General features: G+C 72.4%; 19 protein-coding genes. 11 read left to right on the forward strand and 8 right to left on the reverse strand.

The window, feature by feature from the left end; translation table 11 throughout:
• The first annotated feature begins 7 nt into the window (after positions 1 to 7).
• Together ACILQ5_RS08720 and ACILQ5_RS08725 are read left to right on the forward strand one after the other, a co-directional pair.
• Positions 8 to 721, forward strand: a complete 714-nt coding sequence (locus ACILQ5_RS08720; protein WP_395657594.1) for a hypothetical protein — start codon at positions 8 to 10, stop codon at positions 719 to 721.
• Positions 721 to 1,101: a hypothetical protein gene (locus ACILQ5_RS08725; RefSeq protein ID WP_395657595.1), complete on the forward strand. Its 381-nt coding sequence runs from the start codon at positions 721 to 723 to the stop codon at positions 1,099 to 1,101. Before ACILQ5_RS08720 ends, ACILQ5_RS08725 begins: the two co-directional genes overlap by 1 nt.
• On the opposite strand, the gene ACILQ5_RS08730 is transcribed toward ACILQ5_RS08725, so the two are convergent.
• From ACILQ5_RS08730 to lpdA, 4 genes are all read right to left on the reverse strand, one after another.
• A complete protein-coding gene (locus tag ACILQ5_RS08730; protein WP_395657596.1) occupies positions 1,088 to 2,266 on the reverse strand; it encodes a SpoIID/LytB domain-containing protein in 1,179 nt (392 codons plus the stop codon). The genes ACILQ5_RS08725 and ACILQ5_RS08730 overlap by 14 nt on opposite strands.
• 68 nt (positions 2,267 to 2,334) lie before the next feature.
• The gene (locus tag ACILQ5_RS08735) at positions 2,335 to 3,546 is read right to left on the reverse strand and encodes a SpoIID/LytB domain-containing protein (protein WP_395657597.1); all 1,212 of its coding nucleotides are present in this window, start codon (positions 3,544 to 3,546) and stop codon (positions 2,335 to 2,337) included.
• 21 nt (positions 3,547 to 3,567) lie between these two features.
• Entirely contained in the window at positions 3,568 to 4,962 is a 1,395-nt protein-coding gene (locus ACILQ5_RS08740) for an NAD(P)H-quinone dehydrogenase (RefSeq protein ID WP_395657598.1), read from the reverse strand.
• 2 nt (positions 4,963 to 4,964) lie between these two features.
• A complete protein-coding gene (lpdA, locus tag ACILQ5_RS08745) occupies positions 4,965 to 6,362 on the reverse strand; it encodes a dihydrolipoyl dehydrogenase (RefSeq protein ID WP_395657599.1) in 1,398 nt (465 codons plus the stop codon).
• A gap of 59 nt (positions 6,363 to 6,421) precedes the next feature.
• Between lpdA and ACILQ5_RS08750 the strand changes: the two genes are divergently transcribed.
• Positions 6,422 to 6,874 (forward strand): gamma-glutamylcyclotransferase, encoded by a 453-nt coding sequence (locus tag ACILQ5_RS08750; RefSeq protein WP_395657600.1) that lies wholly within the window; start codon positions 6,422 to 6,424, stop codon positions 6,872 to 6,874.
• 13 nt (positions 6,875 to 6,887) lie between these two features.
• On the opposite strand, the gene ACILQ5_RS08755 is transcribed toward ACILQ5_RS08750, so the two are convergent.
• Positions 6,888 to 7,280, reverse strand: a complete 393-nt coding sequence (locus ACILQ5_RS08755; protein ID WP_395657601.1) for a VOC family protein — start codon at positions 7,278 to 7,280, stop codon at positions 6,888 to 6,890.
• A 54-nt stretch (positions 7,281 to 7,334) separates the two neighbouring features.
• Here ACILQ5_RS08755 and ACILQ5_RS08760 point away from each other — a divergent pair, with 54 nt between their 5' ends.
• The 4 genes from ACILQ5_RS08760 to ACILQ5_RS08775 all read left to right on the forward strand — a co-directional run bounded on the left by ACILQ5_RS08760 (position 7,335) and on the right by ACILQ5_RS08775 (position 10,493).
• Positions 7,335 to 8,147 carry a purine-nucleoside phosphorylase gene (locus ACILQ5_RS08760; RefSeq protein ID WP_395657602.1) on the forward strand — a complete coding sequence of 271 codons (813 nt, stop codon included), beginning with the start codon at positions 7,335 to 7,337 and terminating at the stop codon, positions 8,145 to 8,147.
• A 20-nt stretch (positions 8,148 to 8,167) separates the two neighbouring features.
• Complete coding sequence (locus tag ACILQ5_RS08765) at positions 8,168 to 8,977, forward strand: NAD-dependent epimerase/dehydratase family protein (RefSeq protein ID WP_395657603.1); 810 nt, start codon at positions 8,168 to 8,170, stop codon at positions 8,975 to 8,977.
• A 71-nt stretch (positions 8,978 to 9,048) separates the two neighbouring features.
• Positions 9,049 to 10,014, forward strand: a complete 966-nt coding sequence (locus ACILQ5_RS08770; RefSeq protein ID WP_395657636.1) for an aldo/keto reductase — start codon at positions 9,049 to 9,051, stop codon at positions 10,012 to 10,014.
• Positions 10,011 to 10,493: a glutathione peroxidase gene (locus ACILQ5_RS08775; RefSeq protein WP_395657604.1), complete on the forward strand. Its 483-nt coding sequence runs from the start codon at positions 10,011 to 10,013 to the stop codon at positions 10,491 to 10,493. Before ACILQ5_RS08770 ends, ACILQ5_RS08775 begins: the two co-directional genes overlap by 4 nt.
• Here the strand turns inward: ACILQ5_RS08775 and ACILQ5_RS08780 are convergent.
• Complete coding sequence (locus ACILQ5_RS08780; protein WP_395657605.1) at positions 10,483 to 10,914, reverse strand: SRPBCC family protein; 432 nt, start codon at positions 10,912 to 10,914, stop codon at positions 10,483 to 10,485. The two genes, ACILQ5_RS08775 and ACILQ5_RS08780, sit on opposite strands and share 11 nt — an antisense overlap.
• An 18-nt stretch (positions 10,915 to 10,932) precedes the next feature.
• Between ACILQ5_RS08780 and ACILQ5_RS08785 the strand changes: the two genes are divergently transcribed.
• Positions 10,933 to 12,585: a phospho-sugar mutase gene (locus tag ACILQ5_RS08785; protein WP_395657606.1), complete on the forward strand. Its 1,653-nt coding sequence runs from the start codon at positions 10,933 to 10,935 to the stop codon at positions 12,583 to 12,585.
• A 159-nt stretch (positions 12,586 to 12,744) separates the two neighbouring features.
• Here ACILQ5_RS08785 and ACILQ5_RS08790 read toward each other — a convergent pair whose 3' ends face one another.
• Both ACILQ5_RS08790 and ACILQ5_RS08795 read right to left on the reverse strand, forming a co-directional pair.
• Positions 12,745 to 13,014: a hypothetical protein gene (locus tag ACILQ5_RS08790; protein ID WP_395657607.1), complete on the reverse strand. Its 270-nt coding sequence runs from the start codon at positions 13,012 to 13,014 to the stop codon at positions 12,745 to 12,747.
• Between the two features lie 65 nt (positions 13,015 to 13,079).
• Positions 13,080 to 13,667, reverse strand: a complete 588-nt coding sequence (locus tag ACILQ5_RS08795; RefSeq protein ID WP_395657608.1) for a hypothetical protein — start codon at positions 13,665 to 13,667, stop codon at positions 13,080 to 13,082.
• Positions 13,668 to 13,719: 52 nt separating this feature from the next.
• On the opposite strand from ACILQ5_RS08795, the gene deoC reads away from it, so the two are divergent.
• Genes deoC through ACILQ5_RS08810 form a run of 3 tightly spaced genes read left to right on the forward strand, consistent with a single transcriptional unit; the run spans position 13,720 to position 17,024 of the window.
• Entirely contained in the window at positions 13,720 to 14,706 is a 987-nt protein-coding gene (deoC, locus tag ACILQ5_RS08800; RefSeq protein ID WP_395657609.1) for a deoxyribose-phosphate aldolase, read from the forward strand.
• Between the two features lie 6 nt (positions 14,707 to 14,712).
• Positions 14,713 to 16,155: an aldehyde dehydrogenase family protein gene (locus ACILQ5_RS08805; protein WP_395657610.1), complete on the forward strand. Its 1,443-nt coding sequence runs from the start codon at positions 14,713 to 14,715 to the stop codon at positions 16,153 to 16,155.
• The gene (locus ACILQ5_RS08810) at positions 16,152 to 17,024 is read left to right on the forward strand and encodes an aldehyde dehydrogenase family protein (RefSeq protein ID WP_395657611.1); all 873 of its coding nucleotides are present in this window, start codon (positions 16,152 to 16,154) and stop codon (positions 17,022 to 17,024) included. The genes ACILQ5_RS08805 and ACILQ5_RS08810 overlap by 4 nt, the downstream gene beginning before the upstream one ends.
• The last annotated feature ends 13 nt before the right edge of the window (positions 17,025 to 17,037 follow it).

Here is a 17,037-nt window from a genome sequence, read left to right on the forward strand (position 1 = left end):
GCACGTGATGGGACCCGAGGCCGTCGACCGGATCATGGACCTCCTCGACGAGGTGGACCAGAAGGTCCAGTCGCTCACCGACAGGGTCAACGACATCCTGTCCTGGGTGCCCTGGGGGCTGGGCTGGGTGGTCGACAAGTTCAAGGACCTCTGGAGCGCCGCCATGGACAAGCTCGGCGAGTTCTGGGACAAGGTGAAGGAGTTCGTCTCCTACATCGGGGCACCCTGGGACCTCGACTCCGCGAAGCAGGACTGGATCCAGCTGGGCGGACCGGTCGCGGCCCGCGCCACCGAGTCCGACCGCTCCCAGAGCACCGTCGACAGCGAGTGGAAGGGACAGGCGGCCGACCGGTACGCGATGTCGCTCGGCCCGCAGGGCAAGGCGCTCACGGCCGTGCAGAGCAAGCTCACCTCGGTCATCGGCCCGGCGCTCGGCGCGGTCTCGACGGCGCTCTACATCTTCTACGGAGCCGTCGCCGTCGCCATCATCGCGATGATCGTCGGCATCGTGACGGCCACCGGCGAGGCGGTCAGCATCCTGGGCCTGCCGGCGGTGCCGCCGACGGTGATCGCCGCGGTCGCGACCGCGATCCTCGCCCTCGGCTCCGCCGTCCTCAACCTGCGCGGCGCCGCGTCCGGTGCGAACACCGAGTTCCTCAAGGTGGCCAACGAGACCGGTGACTTCGGAGCGGACCACTGGCCGAAGGCGGTCATCGGCTGATGTCCACGACCCTCGCCCGCTCGGCCGGCAGGACCACCGACAAGGTGGCACCCGTCGCCACCCTCGGCTACGCCGCGATCGGGGTCTTCGGCGTGGTGGTGGCCCTGCAGGACCCCCGGGACCCGTCGTCGCGCGTGTTCTGGCTGCTGGCGGCCTTCTGCGCCCTGGGCCTGGTCGCGATGGTGCTGGCGTGGGCGTCGGTCCGGGCGGGTCGGGGCCTGTGGAACGCCGCCGTCGCCGTGGCCCTCGTGTCCTTGGCGGTCCTCGTCTGGGGCATCACCGGCCCGAACGGCCTCGCGCTGCTCGGCATGGGCATCGCCTTCGTGTTCATCGACTGGGTGGTGCTCGCCACCGCCCACCGGGCGATCAGCGCACCCTGAGGGTGACCCAGGTCGAGCGCAGCCCGAGCACCGACCGGAACGTGTCCCCGGAGACGGTCACCCGGCCGCCCGTCCCGCTGAGGACGACCGAGCCGACCCGTCCGCCCCAGTCGCCGTGGCCGTCGCGTCCGGTGACCGTGATCCGCCGCAGGTCGCCCACGGCGGGCCAGGCCTGCTCGAGCGTCGCGTCGCTGACCCGGGTGGACCAGGAGTGCACCGGGTTGCCCGACCACCCGTCGTACGGATCCGCCTGGGCGGGCAGGTAGGACACCGAACCGGCGGCGGTCCAGCCGCCGCTGCTCGAGCCGAACTGGGTGAAGGCCGGGTCGCCGCCGCTGAGCAGCACCTGGTGCGCGGTGGCGTCCACGGCCTGGTTCGAGGCGGGGTACTCGGCGTCGTACCCGCCGTAGACCTGGCAGGAGCCGGTGTCGCAGATCTGGTAGGCCGAGGACCGCGGGTGGCGGCGCTCGTAGGCCGCGTAGGTGCGGGCCGCGACCGCCTGGGCGCGCACCGCGTCGGCGTGCCAGGAGGCGGGGATCTCGAGCGGCACGACCCCCTTGAGGTAGTTGTCGAGCGCGAGGTCGTTGACGGTGACCCGCTCCCCCGACGAGGTGACCCCGACGCGCAACCGGCCGCGGTAGGCCCGCTCGCCGGTCGGGGTCACCAGCGTCACCGGGTCACCGGCCGCGTAGAACTCGCCCTGGCCCCGCAGCTCCTTCCAGCGGTGCCACCGCTGGGTGCGGTAGGAGACCCGGTTCACGCCGTCGCTTCCGACGGCGACCATCCAGCGCGTGGCCCCGTTGCGGGGCAGCTCGACCCGGTCGCCGCCGGCGGTGTCGCGCACGGTCAGGCCCGGGCGGGCGGCGACGACCAGGTCGTCGCTGGTGTCCGCGGTGATGAGGACCGAAACCCGGCCCTTCGCCACGCCCCAGTCGGTGCCGGGGTAGTAGAACTGCACGATCTGGCGGTAGCCGAGTCCCTCGCGAGCCGCGCCCTCGGCGCCGTACTGCGACATGCCGTGGCCGTGCCCGTAGCCGTGGCCCCTGATCGTGATCGTCGCGTGCGTCGGCACCGGCCAGGTGTCGCCGGTCACCGCTCCGGCCGGGGCGGCGCTGCCGACCGCGGCGAGGAGGGCGGCCGTCAGCAGGGCCGGGAGCGCACGCATGGTCTCAATCGCACCACGCGTCACACACGCCCCGCAACGCAACCGCGGCAACTACAGTGCTGTAGTTCTCAGGACACGCGCAGTGACAGCCAGGGCGAGGCCAGGCGCAGCCGCTGGGCGAAGTCCGAGCCGCTCACCGTGACGGTCCCGGAGGTGCCGGTGAGGGTGACCGTGCCCGCCCGGCCGCCCCACTGGCCGTGGCCGTCGCGGCCCCCGATCTCGATCCGGGTGAGGTCCCCGACGGCCGGCCAGGCGGCCTCGAGCTCGGTGTCCCGGAAGCCCACGGTCCAGGAGTGGTAGGGGTCCTGCGCGGAGTCCCACCGGTCCTCGCGGGCCGGGAGGTACGGCCTGCCGCCGTCGACCGTCCACCCGCCGCTGCTCGCCGTGAACTGCGTGAACGCGGGCTGCCCGCCGTAGGTGAGGACCTTCCGGGCGGTCGCCTTCACCGCAGCGTCGGTCGTGGGGTACTCCACCGAGGCGCCGCCGTACTCCTGGCAGGCGGCGGTGTCGCACAGGTCGAACGCCTTGCCGACCCGGTCCGCCCGCTCGTGCACGGCGTAGGTACGAGCCGCCACCGCCTGGGCGCGCAGCGCCTGCTGGTGCCAGGTGGAGGCGAAGGTCTCCGCCGGCACGACGCCGCGCAGGTAGGACTCGAGCGGCAGGACGTTCACGGTGATCCGGTTGCCGGGCGAGGACGGCACGGACCGCAGGACGCCACGCAGCGCGACGCTGCCCCCGGCCGTGTACAGCCGGACCGGGGCGCCGCCGGCGGCGAGCTCGAGCCGGCCGGTGACCCGGCGGTAGTCGTGCCAGCCGTGCCGCCGGAACTGCAGGACGCTGGCCGTGTCACCGTCCGGCACGATCCGCCAGCGGTCGGCGCGGGGCTGGGCCTTCGCGAGGTTCCAGGTCCGCGAGGTGCCGGTGCGGCGGGCGGTGAGGCCGGAGCGCGCCTGGACCTGCACGTCGTTGCTGAGGTCGCGACTGATCCAGACCCGGACCGAGCCGGTCGCGGTCCCCCACCGGGTGCCGGGGTAGTAGTAGCCGACGATGGCGCGGTAGCTCTTCCCGAGCTTCGCCGCGTGCTGCGCGCCGTACTGCGACAGCCCCTTGCCGTGGCCGTACCCGTGGCCACGGACCGTGATCGTGGCCGAGTGCGGCACGTCCCAGGCGTCCGCTGCCGCGCCGGCCGTCGCGGGGGCGGCGGGCGCGAGCACGGCGGCGAGCGGGACGGTGAGGGCGGCACCGAGGACGGTCCGGAGGACGGCTGTGCGGCGGAACATGGGACTCCCGAGAGGTAGGCGTCAGACGCGGTGCAGGCGTCGGGCGGCCTCCGCGATCGAGCCGCTCATCGACGGGTACACGGTAAACGCCTGGGCAAGCTGGTCCGCGGTCAGCGACTCCGCGACCGCGATCGAGACGGGGTGGATGAGCTCGCTCGCCCGTGGTCCGACGACCACGCCGCCGACCACGATGCCGGTGCCCGGACGGCACATCAGCTTCACGAAGCCGTCGTGGACGCCCTGCATCTTCGCGCGCGGGTTGCCCGACAGCGGGAGGGTCACCACCTCGGCCTGCATCTCCCCCGCGTCGACCGCCTCCTGGGACCAGCCGACGGTCGCGATCTCCGGGGCGGTGAAGACGTTCGAGGAGACCTTCTTCAGGTCCAGCGGCTGCACGGCGTCGCCGAGGAAGTGCCACATCGCGATCCGGCCCTGCATCGCCGCGACGCTCGCGAGCATCAGGACGCCGGTGCAGTCGCCGGCGGCGTACACGCCGCGGGCGGCGGTGCGCGAGACGCGGTCGACGTTGACGAAGCCGCCGTTCTTGAGCCCGACCCCGGCCTCCTCGAGGCCCATGTCGGCGGTGTTGGGGACCGACCCGAGGGCGAGGATGCAGTGCGAGCCCTGCACGGTCCGGCCGTCGGTGAGGGTGACGGTGACCGCGTCCCCGTCCCGGGTGACCGACTCCATGCGCGAGCGCGACAGGACGGTCATCCCGCGGCGGGTGAGCACGTCCTCGAGCACCTTCGCCGCGTCGGCGTCCTCCCCTGGGAGCACCCGGTCGCGCGAGGAGACCAGGGTGACCGGGATCCCGAGGTTGAGGTAGGCGCTGGCGAACTCGGCCCCGGTGACACCCGAGCCGACCACGATCAGCTCGGTGGGCACCTCGGTGAGGTCGTAGACCTGCTCCCAGGTCAGGATCCGCTCGCCGTCGGGCTGCGCGGTCGGCAGGGTCCGCGGCGCCGCGCCGGTGGCGACGAGGATCGCGTCGGCCGGGAGCTCGCGCTCGGACCCGTCGGCCAGCGCCGCGACGACCCGGTCCGGGCCCGCGAGCCGGCCGCGGCCGCGGAGGACGGTGACGCCGTCCCGGGTCAGGCGCCGCTCGATGTCGGAGGACTGGTCGGCGGCGAGGCCCTTGACCCGGGCGTTCACCTTCGCGAGGTCCACGCTGATCCCGGTGGCGGCGTCGCCCTCCGCGTCGTGGAAGCTCACCCCGAGCTCGGAGGCGTCGGCGAGCTCGCTCATCACCTCGGCGGTCGCGATCAGGGTCTTGCTCGGCACGCAGTCGGTGAGGACGGCCGAGCCGCCGACCCCGTCGGTGTCGACGACGGTGACCTCGGCGCCGAGCTGGGCGGCGACGTGGGCCGCCTCGTAGCCACCGGGGCCGCCGCCGATGATGACGACTCGTTCGGCCATCGTCACAGGTTGATCATGTGGCCGGCGATGCCCTCGACGGCTTCCTTCATCGCCTCCGAGAGCGTCGGGTGGGCGAAGACGTTGCGGGCGACCTCGTCGGCGGTGAGGTCCCACTGCTGGGCCAGGGTGAGCGCCGGCAGCAGCTCGGTGACCTCGGGCCCGATCATGTGGGCGCCGATGATCTCGTTGTACGTCGCGTCCGCGACGATCTTGACGAACCCGACGCCCTCGGCCATGCCACGGGCCTTGCCGTTGGCGCTGAACGGGAAGGACGCCACCTTGACGTCGTACCCCTTCTCCTTCGCCTGGGCCTCCGAGTAGCCGAACGACGCGATCTGCGGCTGGCAGAACGTCGCCCGCGGGATCATGTCGAAGTCGATCTCCACCGTCTCGGCACCGGTGATCGTCTCCGCGGCCACGACGCCCATCGCCTCGGCGGTGTGGGCGAGCATCAGCTTCCCCGTCACGTCGCCGATCGCGTAGACGTTCTCGACGTTGGTGCGGCCGCGGGCGTCGACCTCGATCGCACCTCGCTCGGACACCTTCACGCCGGCGTTCTCCAGGCCGTAGCCCTCGACGCGGGGCGCGAAGCCGAACGCCGCGAGCATCCGGTCGGCCTCCAGCACCTGGCTGTCGCCGCCGCCCGCCGGGCTGACGGTGACCCGGACGCCGTCGCCGGTGTCCTCGACCGAGTCGACCTTGGTCGAGAGGAGCACCTTGACGCCCAGCTTCTTGTACTGCTTGAGCAGCTCCTTGGAGACGTCCGCGTCCTCGGTCGGCACCATCCGGTCGAGGAACTCCACGATCGTGACGTCGACGCCGAAGTTGGTCATCACGTAGGCGAACTCGACGCCGATCGCGCCGGAGCCGCCGATGATGATGCTCCTGGGCAGCTCGGCGTCGAGGATCTGCTCCTCGTAGGTGACGACGTTCTTGCTCCTGCTCATCCCCGGCAGCATCCGCACCTTCGCACCGGTGGCGATGACGAGGTGGTCGAAGGTGTAGCTCTGCTTCTGACCGTCCTTGTCGACCTCGATCTCGGTCGGCGACTTGATGGTGCCCCAGCCGTCGATCTCGGTGATCTTGTTCTTCTTCATCAGGTAGTGCACGCCCTTGGCGCTCGCGTCGGCGACGCCGCGGCTGCGCTTGTGGGTGGTGCCGAAGTCCATCGTCGGCTCGCCGCTGATCCCGAAGACGTCCTTCTCCTTCGTGATGATGTGGGCGATCTCGGCGTTGCGCAGGAGGGCCTTGGACGGGATGCAGCCCACGTTGAGGCACACACCGCCCCAGTACTTCTCCTCGACGACCGCGACGGTCTGGCCGAGCTGCGCGGCGCGGATCGCGGCGACGTACCCGCCGGGTCCGGCGCCGAGGACGAGGGTGTCGAAGTGCGAAGTCACGGTCGCCAGCCTACTGAGGTGACGCAGCCCACCCTCAATCGCTCCACTACTCTCCTGGCGTGACGCTTTACGCGGCCTACGGGACCAACCTCGATCCCGCCCGGATGGGCGAGCGGTGCCCGCACTCGCCGCTGTCCACGACCGGGTGGCTGCAGGGCTGGCGGCTCACCTTCGGCGGCGAGGAGCACGGCTGGGACGGCGCCCTCTCCACCATCGTGGAGGACCCGATCGAGCAGGTGTTCGTCGCCGTCTACGACATCACCCGGGAGGACGAGGCGAGCCTGGACGGCTGGGAGGGCGCCGACCTCGGCCTCTACCGCAAGACCCGCGTGCGGGTGTCGACCCTGACCGGCGAGCTGGTCGTGTGGACCTACGTCCTGGACGCGTACGAGGGCGGGCTGCCCTCGGCGTCCTACCTCGGCATCCTCGCCGACGCCGCCGAGGCCGCCGACGCCCCGGCGGACTACGTCGCCGCGCTGCGCCGGCGGCCCTGCCGCTCGATCGGGCTGTAGCCGCGGCCGATCGTCAGGCCTGCTCCGGCGGCACCGTGTGGCACACGGCCTCGACGTTGTTGCCGTCGGGATCGCGGACGAAGGCGCCGTAGTAGTGGTCGTGGTACTCGGGGAAGTGCCGCGGTTCGTGGAGGGCCTCGACGCCGAAGGGCAGCGCGGCCTCGAAGAAGGCGCGGACCTCCTCGGCGGAGGAGGCGACGAACGCGACGTGGATCTCGCGGTTGGGACCGGAGGCCGGGCCCTCCTCGGGCTGCCGGCCGATCCAGAACGCCGGGTGCGAGCTGCCGTAGCCGATCGCGACGCCGTGGTCCATCAGCCGGCGGTGGCCCAGGACGCCGAGCACGGCGTCGTAGAAGGCGGCGGACCGCTCGAGGTCGGAGCAGTTGATCCCCAGGTGATCGATCATGGGGCCAGCATGCCGGAGTCGTCCGACAGCGGCGACGCCACTAGAGTCCACGGCGTGACGGACCAGGTGACCGAGCCGAGCCCCTACGACCTCGCCGACCAGGCCGCGGCGCGGCTGGCCGAGCTGACCGGGGTGGAGCGGCACGACGTCGCCCTCGTCCTCGGCTCCGGGTGGTTGCCCGCGGTCGACGCCCTCGGCGAGGCGACCGCCGAGATCGCGACCACGGACCTGCCCGGCTTCTCGCCGGCGGCCGTCGCGGGGCACGCCGGCAAGATCCGCTCGGTCCGGTCCGGCGACAAGCAGCTGCTCGTCTTCCTGAGCCGCACCCACTACTACGAGGGCAAGGGCGTCGCGGCCGTCGTCCACGGGGTCCGTACGGCGGCCCGCGCGGGTTGCCGCACGATCGTGCTCACCAACGGGTGCGGTGGCCTCAAGGAGACGTGGGAGCCCGGCACCCCGGTCCTCATCAGCGACCACATCAACCTCACCGGCCGCTCGCCGATCGTCGGCGCCCACTTCGTCGACCTCACCGACCTCTACAGCTCACGGCTGCGGGCGCTGTGCCGCGAGGTCGACCCGACCCTCGACGAGGGCGTCTACGTGCAGTTCCCCGGCCCTCACTACGAGACCCCCGCCGAGGTCCGGATGGCCGGCGTCATCGGCGGGCACCTGGTCGGGATGAGCACCACCCTCGAGGCGATCGCGGCCCGGGAGGCCGGCATGGAGGTGCTCGGCATCAGCCTGGTCACCAACCTGGCTGCCGGCATCAGCGACCAGCCGCTGAACCACGAGGAGGTCCTCGAGGCCGGCCGGTCGGCAGCGTCCCGGATGGGCGCACTGCTGGGCGAGGTCGTCCCCCGCATCTGAGGTCCGGATAGCCTGCGCCCGTGAAGGTCCTCGTCACCGGCGCTGCCGGCAGCATCGGTCGTGTCGTCTGCCCCGCCCTGACGGCGGCGGGCCACACCGTCGTGGGTCTCGACCGGGTGCCGCAGCCCGACGGCGAGGACGGGGCCTGGTACACCCTCGACTGCACCGACGCCGACGCGGTCGCCGCCGTGTTCGACGCGGAGTCCTTCGACGCCGTCCTCCACCTGGCCGGTCACCCCGGCGAGGCCAGCCTCCCCGACTCGCTCTCCTCCCACGTGGTCACGACCGCGGCGCTGCTCGACGCCATGCACGAGCACGGCGTGCCCCGCTTCGTCTACGCGTCCTCCAACCACGCCGTCGGGCGCACGCCGCGTCGCGACCTGCCGGGCGACCTGGTGAGGGTCGAGACCCGCCCGCGGCCGGACACGTTCTACGGCGTCGGGAAGGTCGCCGCGGAGGCGTTGATGAGCCTCTACGCCGACCGCTACGGCCTCGATGCCGTCGCCTGCCGGATCGGCTCCTTCCTGGAGCGTCCCGAGACGGTCCGCCAGCTCGCCACCTGGCTCTCGCACGACGACTGCGTGCGGATGGTCGAGGCCGCGCTCACGACGCCGGCGCCCGGCTTCGCCGTGCTCTACGGCATCTCGGCGAACACCCGCGCCTGGTGGGACCTGGCACCGGGCCGGGCGCTCGGCTACGACCCCCAGGACGACGCCGAGGCGTTCGCCGGCTCGGTGCCGCCGGGTCCGGACGACGAGGAGCAGGGCGCCCACGTCGGCGGGCCGTTCGCCACCGCGGCGTTCGTGCGCCCCGCGCTCGACCGGACCTGACCCTGCCTGCTTTGGGTCACCGCGCTTGAGTAGGGGCATGAGCCTGCAGAACCCTCGGGACCACCGCCCCGCTGACCGTATCCGCCCTCGGCCTCGGTTGCATGGGGATGTCGGAGTTCTACGGCACCGGCGACGAGACCGAGGCGGTCGCGACCATCCACCGCGCCCTCGACCTCGGGGTCACCTTCCTCGACACGGCCGACATGTACGGCCCCTTCACCAACGAGCAGCTGGTGGGCAAGGCGGTCGCGGGCCGACGCGACCAGGTCCAGCTCGCCACGAAGTTCGGCAACGAGCGGCGCCCCGACGGCAGCCGCGTCGGCATCAACGGCCGCCCCGAGTACGTCCACGCCGCCTGCGACGCCTCCCTCCAGCGGCTCGGGGTCGACCACATCGACCTCTACTACCAGCACCGCGTCGACAGGAGCGTCCCGATCGAGGAGACCGTCGGCGCCATGAAGGAGCTCGTCGACGCGGGCAAGGTGCGCCACCTGGGGCTGTCGGAGGCCTCGCCGGACACGATCCGGCGGGCCCACGCGGTGCACCCGATCACGGCGCTGCAGACCGAGTACTCGCTCTTCACCCGTGACCTCGAGGACGAGATCCTGCCCACGATCCGTGAGCTCGGCATCGGCCTGGTGCCCTATTCGCCCCTCGGCCGCGGCATCCTCACCGGCGCCATCACCTCCGAGGACTCCCTCGACGAGGACGACTCCCGGCGCTCGGCGTACTTCCCGCGCCTCAACGGCGAGGGCCTGCGCGCCAACCTCCGGCTCGTCGACCGGGTCCGCGCCATCGCCGAGGAGAAGGGCTGCACGCCCGGCCAGCTGGCGCTCGCCTGGGTGCTCGCGCAGGGCGGGCCCGACCTGGGGGTCGCCCCGATCCCGGGCACCAAGCGGGTGCGCTACCTCGAGGAGAACGTCGGTGCGGCCGAGGTCACGCTCAGCGCCGACGACCTCGCGGCGCTCGACGAGGCGGTGCCGCGCGACGCGGTCGTCGGCGCCCGCTACGGCGACATGTCCTCGATCGACGCATGACGTCCCTCCACGACCTCTCCGCCCGGACCATCGACGGGACCGACCTGGACCTCGCGGCCTACGAGGGCCAGGTCGTGCTCGTGGTCAACACCGCCTCGCAGTGCGGCTTCACGCCGCAGTACCAGGGGTTGCAGGAGCTCCACGACCGGTATGCCGAGCGCGGGTTCGCCGTGCTCGGGTTCCCGTGCGACCAGTTCGGCGGCCAGGAGCCCGGGAGCGAGGACGAGATCGCGGCGTTCTGCGAGAGCCGGTTCGGCGTCACCTTCCCGCTGTTCGCCAAGGTCGACGTCAACGGGCCCGGGACGCACCCCGTCTTCGGCTACCTGCGCTCCCAGCGAGGTGGCCTGCTCGGCTCGCGGATCAAGTGGAACTTCACCAAGTTCCTGGTCGGGAAGGACGGCACCGTCCTCGACCGCTACGCACCGACCACCAGACCGGAGCAGATCGCCGACGACATCGAGGCCGCCCTCAACGCCTGAGCCACGCCTCGAGCCCGGCCACGAAGCCGGCCATCATCCGGTGGTGGTTCCAGCGCAGCACCGGACGGGCGGTGTACGACGCCAGCGCGAGCGGACCCGACACCGAGACCTCCTGGGCGAGGTCGAGGCGGGTGCCGCCGGCGGTCGGCGCGAGGTCGAACCGGACCCAGCCGTCGAGGTCGCCGCTGACCGCCACCTCGAGCCGCCGCGGCGACCGGTCGACCGCGTGCAGCACCAGGTCGAGCATGTAGGGCAGCCGCGACCGGCACAGCACCCGGGCGTCGTCCGGACCGAGCGAGGCGACCGCGACCACCTGCGGCCACCAGTCCGGGTAGTGCTCGAGGTCGACCAGCGCGTCGTGCACCGCGGGGACCGGCGCGGACACCTCCCACCGACCGGAGAACGTGTAGGAGGCGCGCACCCTCGTATCGTGCCCTCCATGACGAGTGCCGATGTGGCCACCCTCCTCGACCGCGCTCGGGCGTGGCTCTCCGAGGACCCCGACCCGCAGACCAGGTCCGAGCTCGAGGCGCTCCTCGCCGAGGTCGAGGGTGGCGGTGACCCCGACGAGCTCGCGGACCGGTTCGACGGGACCCTCGAGTTCGGCACCGCCGGGCTGCGGGGCGCCCTCGGCGCCGGGTCGAACCGGATGAACCGGGTGGTGGTCACCCGGGCCGCGTCGGGCCTGGCGGCGTACCTGGTGGACACCGGCCACGCCCGCGGCGCGGTCGTGATCGGGTACGACGCCCGGCACAACTCCGACGTCTTCGCCTGTGACACCGCAGAGGTGATGACCGGGGCCGGCTTCACCGCGTACGTCCTCCCCCGCCCGCTGCCGACCCCGCTGCTCGCGTTCGCGATCCGCGAGCTCGGGTGCGCTGCCGGCGTGATGGTGACCGCCAGCCACAACCCGCCGGAGGACAACGGCTACAAGGTCTACCTCGGCGACGGCAGCCAGATCGTCCCTCCGGCCGACGCCGAGATCGCCGCGCGCATCGCCGCCGTCGGACCCCTCGCCGACGTGCCGCGCGGCAAGGCCGGGACGGTGCTCGACGAGGAGATCGTCGACCGCTACCTCGACACCGTCGCCGACCTCGCCGTCGACGGGCCGCGCGACCTGGAGCTGGTCTACACCCCGCTGCACGGGGTCGGCGGCACCACGGTCCTGCGGGTCCTGGAGGCGGCGGGCTTCCGCGAGCCGGCGGTCGTGGCCCAGCAGGAGCAGCCGGACCCGGACTTCCCCACGGTGGCGTTCCCCAACCCGGAGGAGCCCGGGGCGATGGACCTCGCGATGGCGCTGGCCGAGGAGCGCGGTGCCGACCTGGTGGTCGCCAACGACCCGGACGCCGACCGGTGCGCGGCCGCGGTGCCGGGACCGCACGGGTGGCGGATGCTGCGGGGCGACGAGGTCGGGGCGCTGCTGGCGCACGCCCTGCTGGAGCGACGCACGGAGGGCACCTACGCGTGCAGCATCGTCTCCTCGAGCCTGCTCGGGAAGATGGCCGCCGCCGCCGGTCAGCCCTACGCCGAGACCCTCACCGGCTTCAAGTGGATCGGGCGCGTCGAGGGACTCGTCTTCGGCTACGAGGAGGCGCTGGGCTACTGCGTCGACCCCGAGCACGTCCGCGACAAGGACGGTGTCTCCGCGCTGCTGCTGCTCTGCGAGCTCGCGGCGGCGCTCAAGGCGGACGGGCGCACGCTCACCGACCTGCTCGACGACCTCGCGGTCACCCACGGGCTGCACGCCACCGACCAGCTGTCGGTCCGGGTCACCGACCTGGCCGAGATCGCCGCCGCGATGGAGCGGCTGCGGACCACCCCCGTCGCCGAGCTCGGCGGCCTCGCGGTCGAGCGGGTCGACGACCTCGCGCTCGGCAGCCCCGAGCTGCCGCCGACCGAGGGACTGCGCTACCACCTCGCCGACGGCGCCCGGGTGGTCGTCCGGCCGAGCGGCACCGAGCCGAAGCTCAAGTGCTACCTCGAGGTCGTCGTACCCGTGCACCCCGACGACGGCGTCGACGCGGCCCGGATCGCCGCCGCCGGCCGTCTCGACGCGCTGCGCGACGGGATCAAGGCGGCCGCGGGGATCTGAGGGTCGGGCTGTCCGGACCAGGCGTCGGTTCACCATGGGACCCAGGTGAACCCGCACTTCCCACGCCATGCCCGCCGTGGGAAGTGAGGGTTCAGCAACAGGCCATGGTGAACCTGCGGCGGAGGAGGAGCAGGGCGTTCTGCGAGCGCCTCCGATGCCTCAGGGCCGTTCGCCGACCAGCTCCTCGCCGAGGAGTGCGTTCAGCGTGGCCAGCCCTCGGTGGGGACCGTCCCCGAGGGGAAGCACCGAGCCGGCGGCGAGCACCCCGACCGTGACCACGCCGGCCGCGACCCCGGCCACCCCCGCGCGACGCCGGCGCCGGCGACGCGCGGCCGCCCGCCCGGCGGCGAGGTAGTGCCCAGGAGGGCGTGTCGGAAGCCCGTCGAGTCGGTCGTCGAGCGCGGTGCTGAGGCGGGTGGCGGGCGTCATGGTCCCTAGACGAACCCCGAGGCGCCGCCGTTGTCACGCACGGCCGACTTCCCGGGTCCGCCGCCTCAGAAGGCCAGCAGCCAGACCAGGAACGCCAGGAGCAGGACACCGGTGCCGACGAGCTCGGGCCAGGCATAGGTACGGCGCGCCACCGAACCGTCGTCGCCGTACAGCTCCCGTGCCTCGCGGGCGAGGTGGGTGATCCGCTCCTCGACGAAGACCTGGTAGGTGTCGGCCGCGCTCGCGGCCGCCGAGGACGAGGACGGGGCCTTGGCCGCGCGCTGCTTGATCGTCTGGCGCGCCGTGTAGCCGACGACCGGGGACAGGAACCGCTGGTCCCCGGCGGTGACCGCGGTGACCTGCCCGACGGCGACCTTGTCGATCGAGGCGAGCGGCACGCTGTCGGTGCGGTACATCCCCCGCACCACCAGGTCCCGCTCGGTCGCCCACATCGCGGGCCGCAGCATCACGACCCACACCAGCAGCAGCCCGAGGACGGCCAGGATCGCGACGCCGAGCGCCCGACCCGTGCTCCAGCCCGCGATCGCCAGTGCCAGCACGGCCACGCCGACGGCGAGGCCGAGGTAACCGCTCGCACGCCCGTTCGTGGCGTGGAAACGCTCCACCGCGGGTCGGGCGTCGGGCTGGCTCATCGGGACTCTCCTGGGTTGTGGTCCATCGCGACGTCAACCCTATGCTGGGTCGGTGAGCAGCACCTCCCCCCTCCTCGATCGCGCGTCCGGGTCGCCGTTCGACGACGTCACGGCGTCCGACGCGTCGTTGCGGCGGTTCCTCCACGGCCTCCCCGGGGTCGACCAGGTCGGCGCCGAGGCCCGCGCCGCCGGGCTCGGGACCCGCTCGATCAAGACCAGCGCCAAGGCGCAGGCCCTCGACCTCGCCATCCGGATGGTCGACCTGACGACGCTGGAGGGCCAGGACACGCCGGGCAAGGTCCGCGCCCTGGCCGCCAAGGCGATGCGCCCGGACCCCGCCGACCCGACCTGCCCGCAGGTCGCGGCCGTCTGCGTGTACGGCGACATGGTGGCGGACGTGAACGAGGTGCTCGGGAGCTCCGGGGTGCACGTGGCCGCGGTCGCGACCGCGTTCCCCTCCGGCCGCGCCGCGATGGACGTCAAGCTGGCCGACACCCGGGACGCCGTCGCCGCCGGCGCCGACGAGATCGACATGGTCATCGATCGCGGCGCGTTCCTCTCCGGCCGCTACCTCCAGGTCTTCGAGGAGATCGTGGCCGTCAAGCAGGCGTGCGTCCGAGCGGACGGCTCGAGCGCCCACCTCAAGGTCATCTTCGAGACCGGTGAGCTCCAGACCTACGACAACGTCCGCCGCGCGAGCTGGCTGGCGATGATGGCCGGAGGCGACTTCATCAAGACCTCGACCGGCAAGGTCCAGCCGGCCGCCACGCTGCCGGTCACGCTGGTCATGCTCGAGGCGGTCCGCGACTTCCGCGAGCAGACCGGGCAGATGATCGGTGTGAAGCCGGCCGGCGGCATCCGCACCGCGAAGGACGCGATCAAGTACCTCGTGATGGTCAACGAGGTCACCGGCCCCGACTGGCTGGACCCGGACTGGTTCCGCTTCGGCGCCTCCACGCTGCTCAACGACCTGCTGATGCAGCGCACCAAGATGACGACCGGCCGCTACTCCGGCCCCGACTACTTCACGCTGGACTGATCCCCGATGACAACGCAGGGCACCCCGTTCGAGTACGCACCGGCTCCCGAGTCGCGCAGCGTCGTCGACATCAAGCCGTCGTACGGCCTGTTCGTCGGCGGCGAGTTCGTCGACGGCCACGGCACGAGCTTCAAGACGATCAGCCCGGCCACCGAGGAGGTCCTCGCGGAGGTCGCCGAGGCGGACGACGCCGACGTCGACGCCGCCGTGAAGGCCGCGCGCAAGGCCTACGACAAGGTCTGGTCGAGGATGCCGGGCCGCGAGCGCGCCAAGTACCTCTACCGCATCGCGCGGATCATCCAGGAGCGCAGCCGCGAGCTGGCCGTCCTGGAGTCGCTCGACAACGGCAAGCCGATCAAGGAGTCGCGCGACGTCGACATCCCGACGGTCGCCGCGCACTTCTTCTACTACGCCGGCTGGGCCGACAAGCTCGAGCACGCCGGCCGCGGCACCGACCCGCGCCCGCTCGGCGTCGCCGGCCAGGTGATCCCCTGGAACTTCCCGCTGCTGATGCTCGCGTGGAAGATCGCCCCGGCGCTCGCGTGCGGCAACACGGTCGTGCTGAAGCCGGCGGAGACGACCCCGCTCACCGCACTGCTGTTCGCCGAGATCTGCCAGCAGGCCGACCTGCCTCCGGGCGTGGTCAACATCGTCACGGGCGCCGGGGCGACCGGCCAGGCGCTGGTCGCCCACCCCGACGTCGACAAGGTCGCCTTCACCGGCTCGACCGAGGTCGGCAAGGCGATCGCCCGCACGGTGGCCGGCACCAGCAAGCGCGTCACGCTCGAGCTCGGCGGCAAGGCCGCGAACATCGTCTTCGACGACGCGCCGATCGACCAGGCGGTCGAGGGCATCGTCGACGGCATCTTCTTCAACCAGGGCCACGTCTGCTGCGCCGGCTCCCGGCTGCTCGTCCAGGAGAGCGTGTACGACGACCTGCTGGAGCGCCTCAAGCGCCGGATGTCCACGCTCCGCATGGGCGACCCGCTCGACAAGAACACCGACATCGGCGCGATCAACTCCGGCGAGCAGCTCAAGCGCATCCGCGAGCTCTCCGAGGTCGGGGACACCGAGGGCGCCGAGCGCTGGGAGGTCGCCTGCGACCTGCCGACGCAGGGCTTCTGGTTCCCGCCGACGATCTTCACCGGCGTCTCCCAAGCACACCGGATCGCCCGCGAGGAGATCTTCGGGCCGGTCCTCTCCGTGCTCACCTTCCGCACGCCGGCCGAGGCCGTCGAGAAGGCCAACAACACGCCGTACGGCCTGTCGGCCGGCGTCTGGACCGACAAGGGGTCACGGATCCTGGCCATGGCCGACCGGCTGCGCGCCGGCGTCGTGTGGGCCAACACGTTCAACAAGTTCGACCCGACCAGCCCCTTCGGCGGGTTCAAGGAGTCGGGCTACGGCCGCGAGGGCGGTCGGCACGGTCTGGAGGCCTACCTCAAGTGAGCACCCGCATCGACGTCCGCAAGACCTACAAGCTCTACATCGGCGGCGCCTTCCCGCGCTCGGAGTCCGGGTACTCCTACGAGGTGACCGACAGCAAGGGGACGTTCGTGGCCAACGCCGCACTCGCCTCCCGCAAGGACGCCCGCGACGCCGTCGTGGCCGCCCGCAAGGCGTTCCCCGGCTGGGCCGGGCGCACCGCCTACAACCGCGCGCAGATCGTCTACCGCGTGGCCGAGGTGATGGAGGACCGGCGGGCCCAGTTCGTGCAGGCCGTCGTCCAGTCCGAGGGCCTGTCGGCGTCGAAGGCCGACAAGGTCGTCGACGAGGCCGTCGACCGGCTCGTCTGGTACGCCGGCTGGGCCGACAAGATCGCCCAGGTCGTCGGCAACGCCAACCCGGTGGCGGGCCCGTTCTTCAACATCTCGGTCCCCGAGCCGACCGGCGTCGTCGCGGTCCTCGCGCCGCAGGAGTCCTCCCTGCTCGGCCTGGTCAGCGTCGTCGCCCCGGTGGTCGTCACGGGCAACACGACGGTCGTCGTGTCGTCGTACGCCCGCCCACTGCCGGCCGTCACCTTCGCCGAGGTGCTCGCCACCTCCGACGTGCCCGGCGGGGTGGTCAACCTCCTCACCGGCTCGGCCGCGACGGTCGGGCCCTGGCTGGCCTCGCACATGGACGTCAACGCGATCGACCTCACCGGCACCGCCGGCGACACCGCGCTCGCGACCGACCTCGAGGTGGCTGCCGCCGACAACCTCAAGCGGGTACGCCGGGCGCCGGCCGCCGAGCCGGACTGGACCCTCGACCCGGGCCTGGAGCCGATGACGGCGTTCCTGGAGACCAAGACGGTCTGGCACCCGAAGGGCAACTGACGGACTTGAGGGC

Source organism: Nocardioides sp. (genome assembly GCF_044226305.1).
Taxonomy (GTDB): domain Bacteria; phylum Actinomycetota; class Actinomycetes; order Propionibacteriales; family Nocardioidaceae; genus Nocardioides.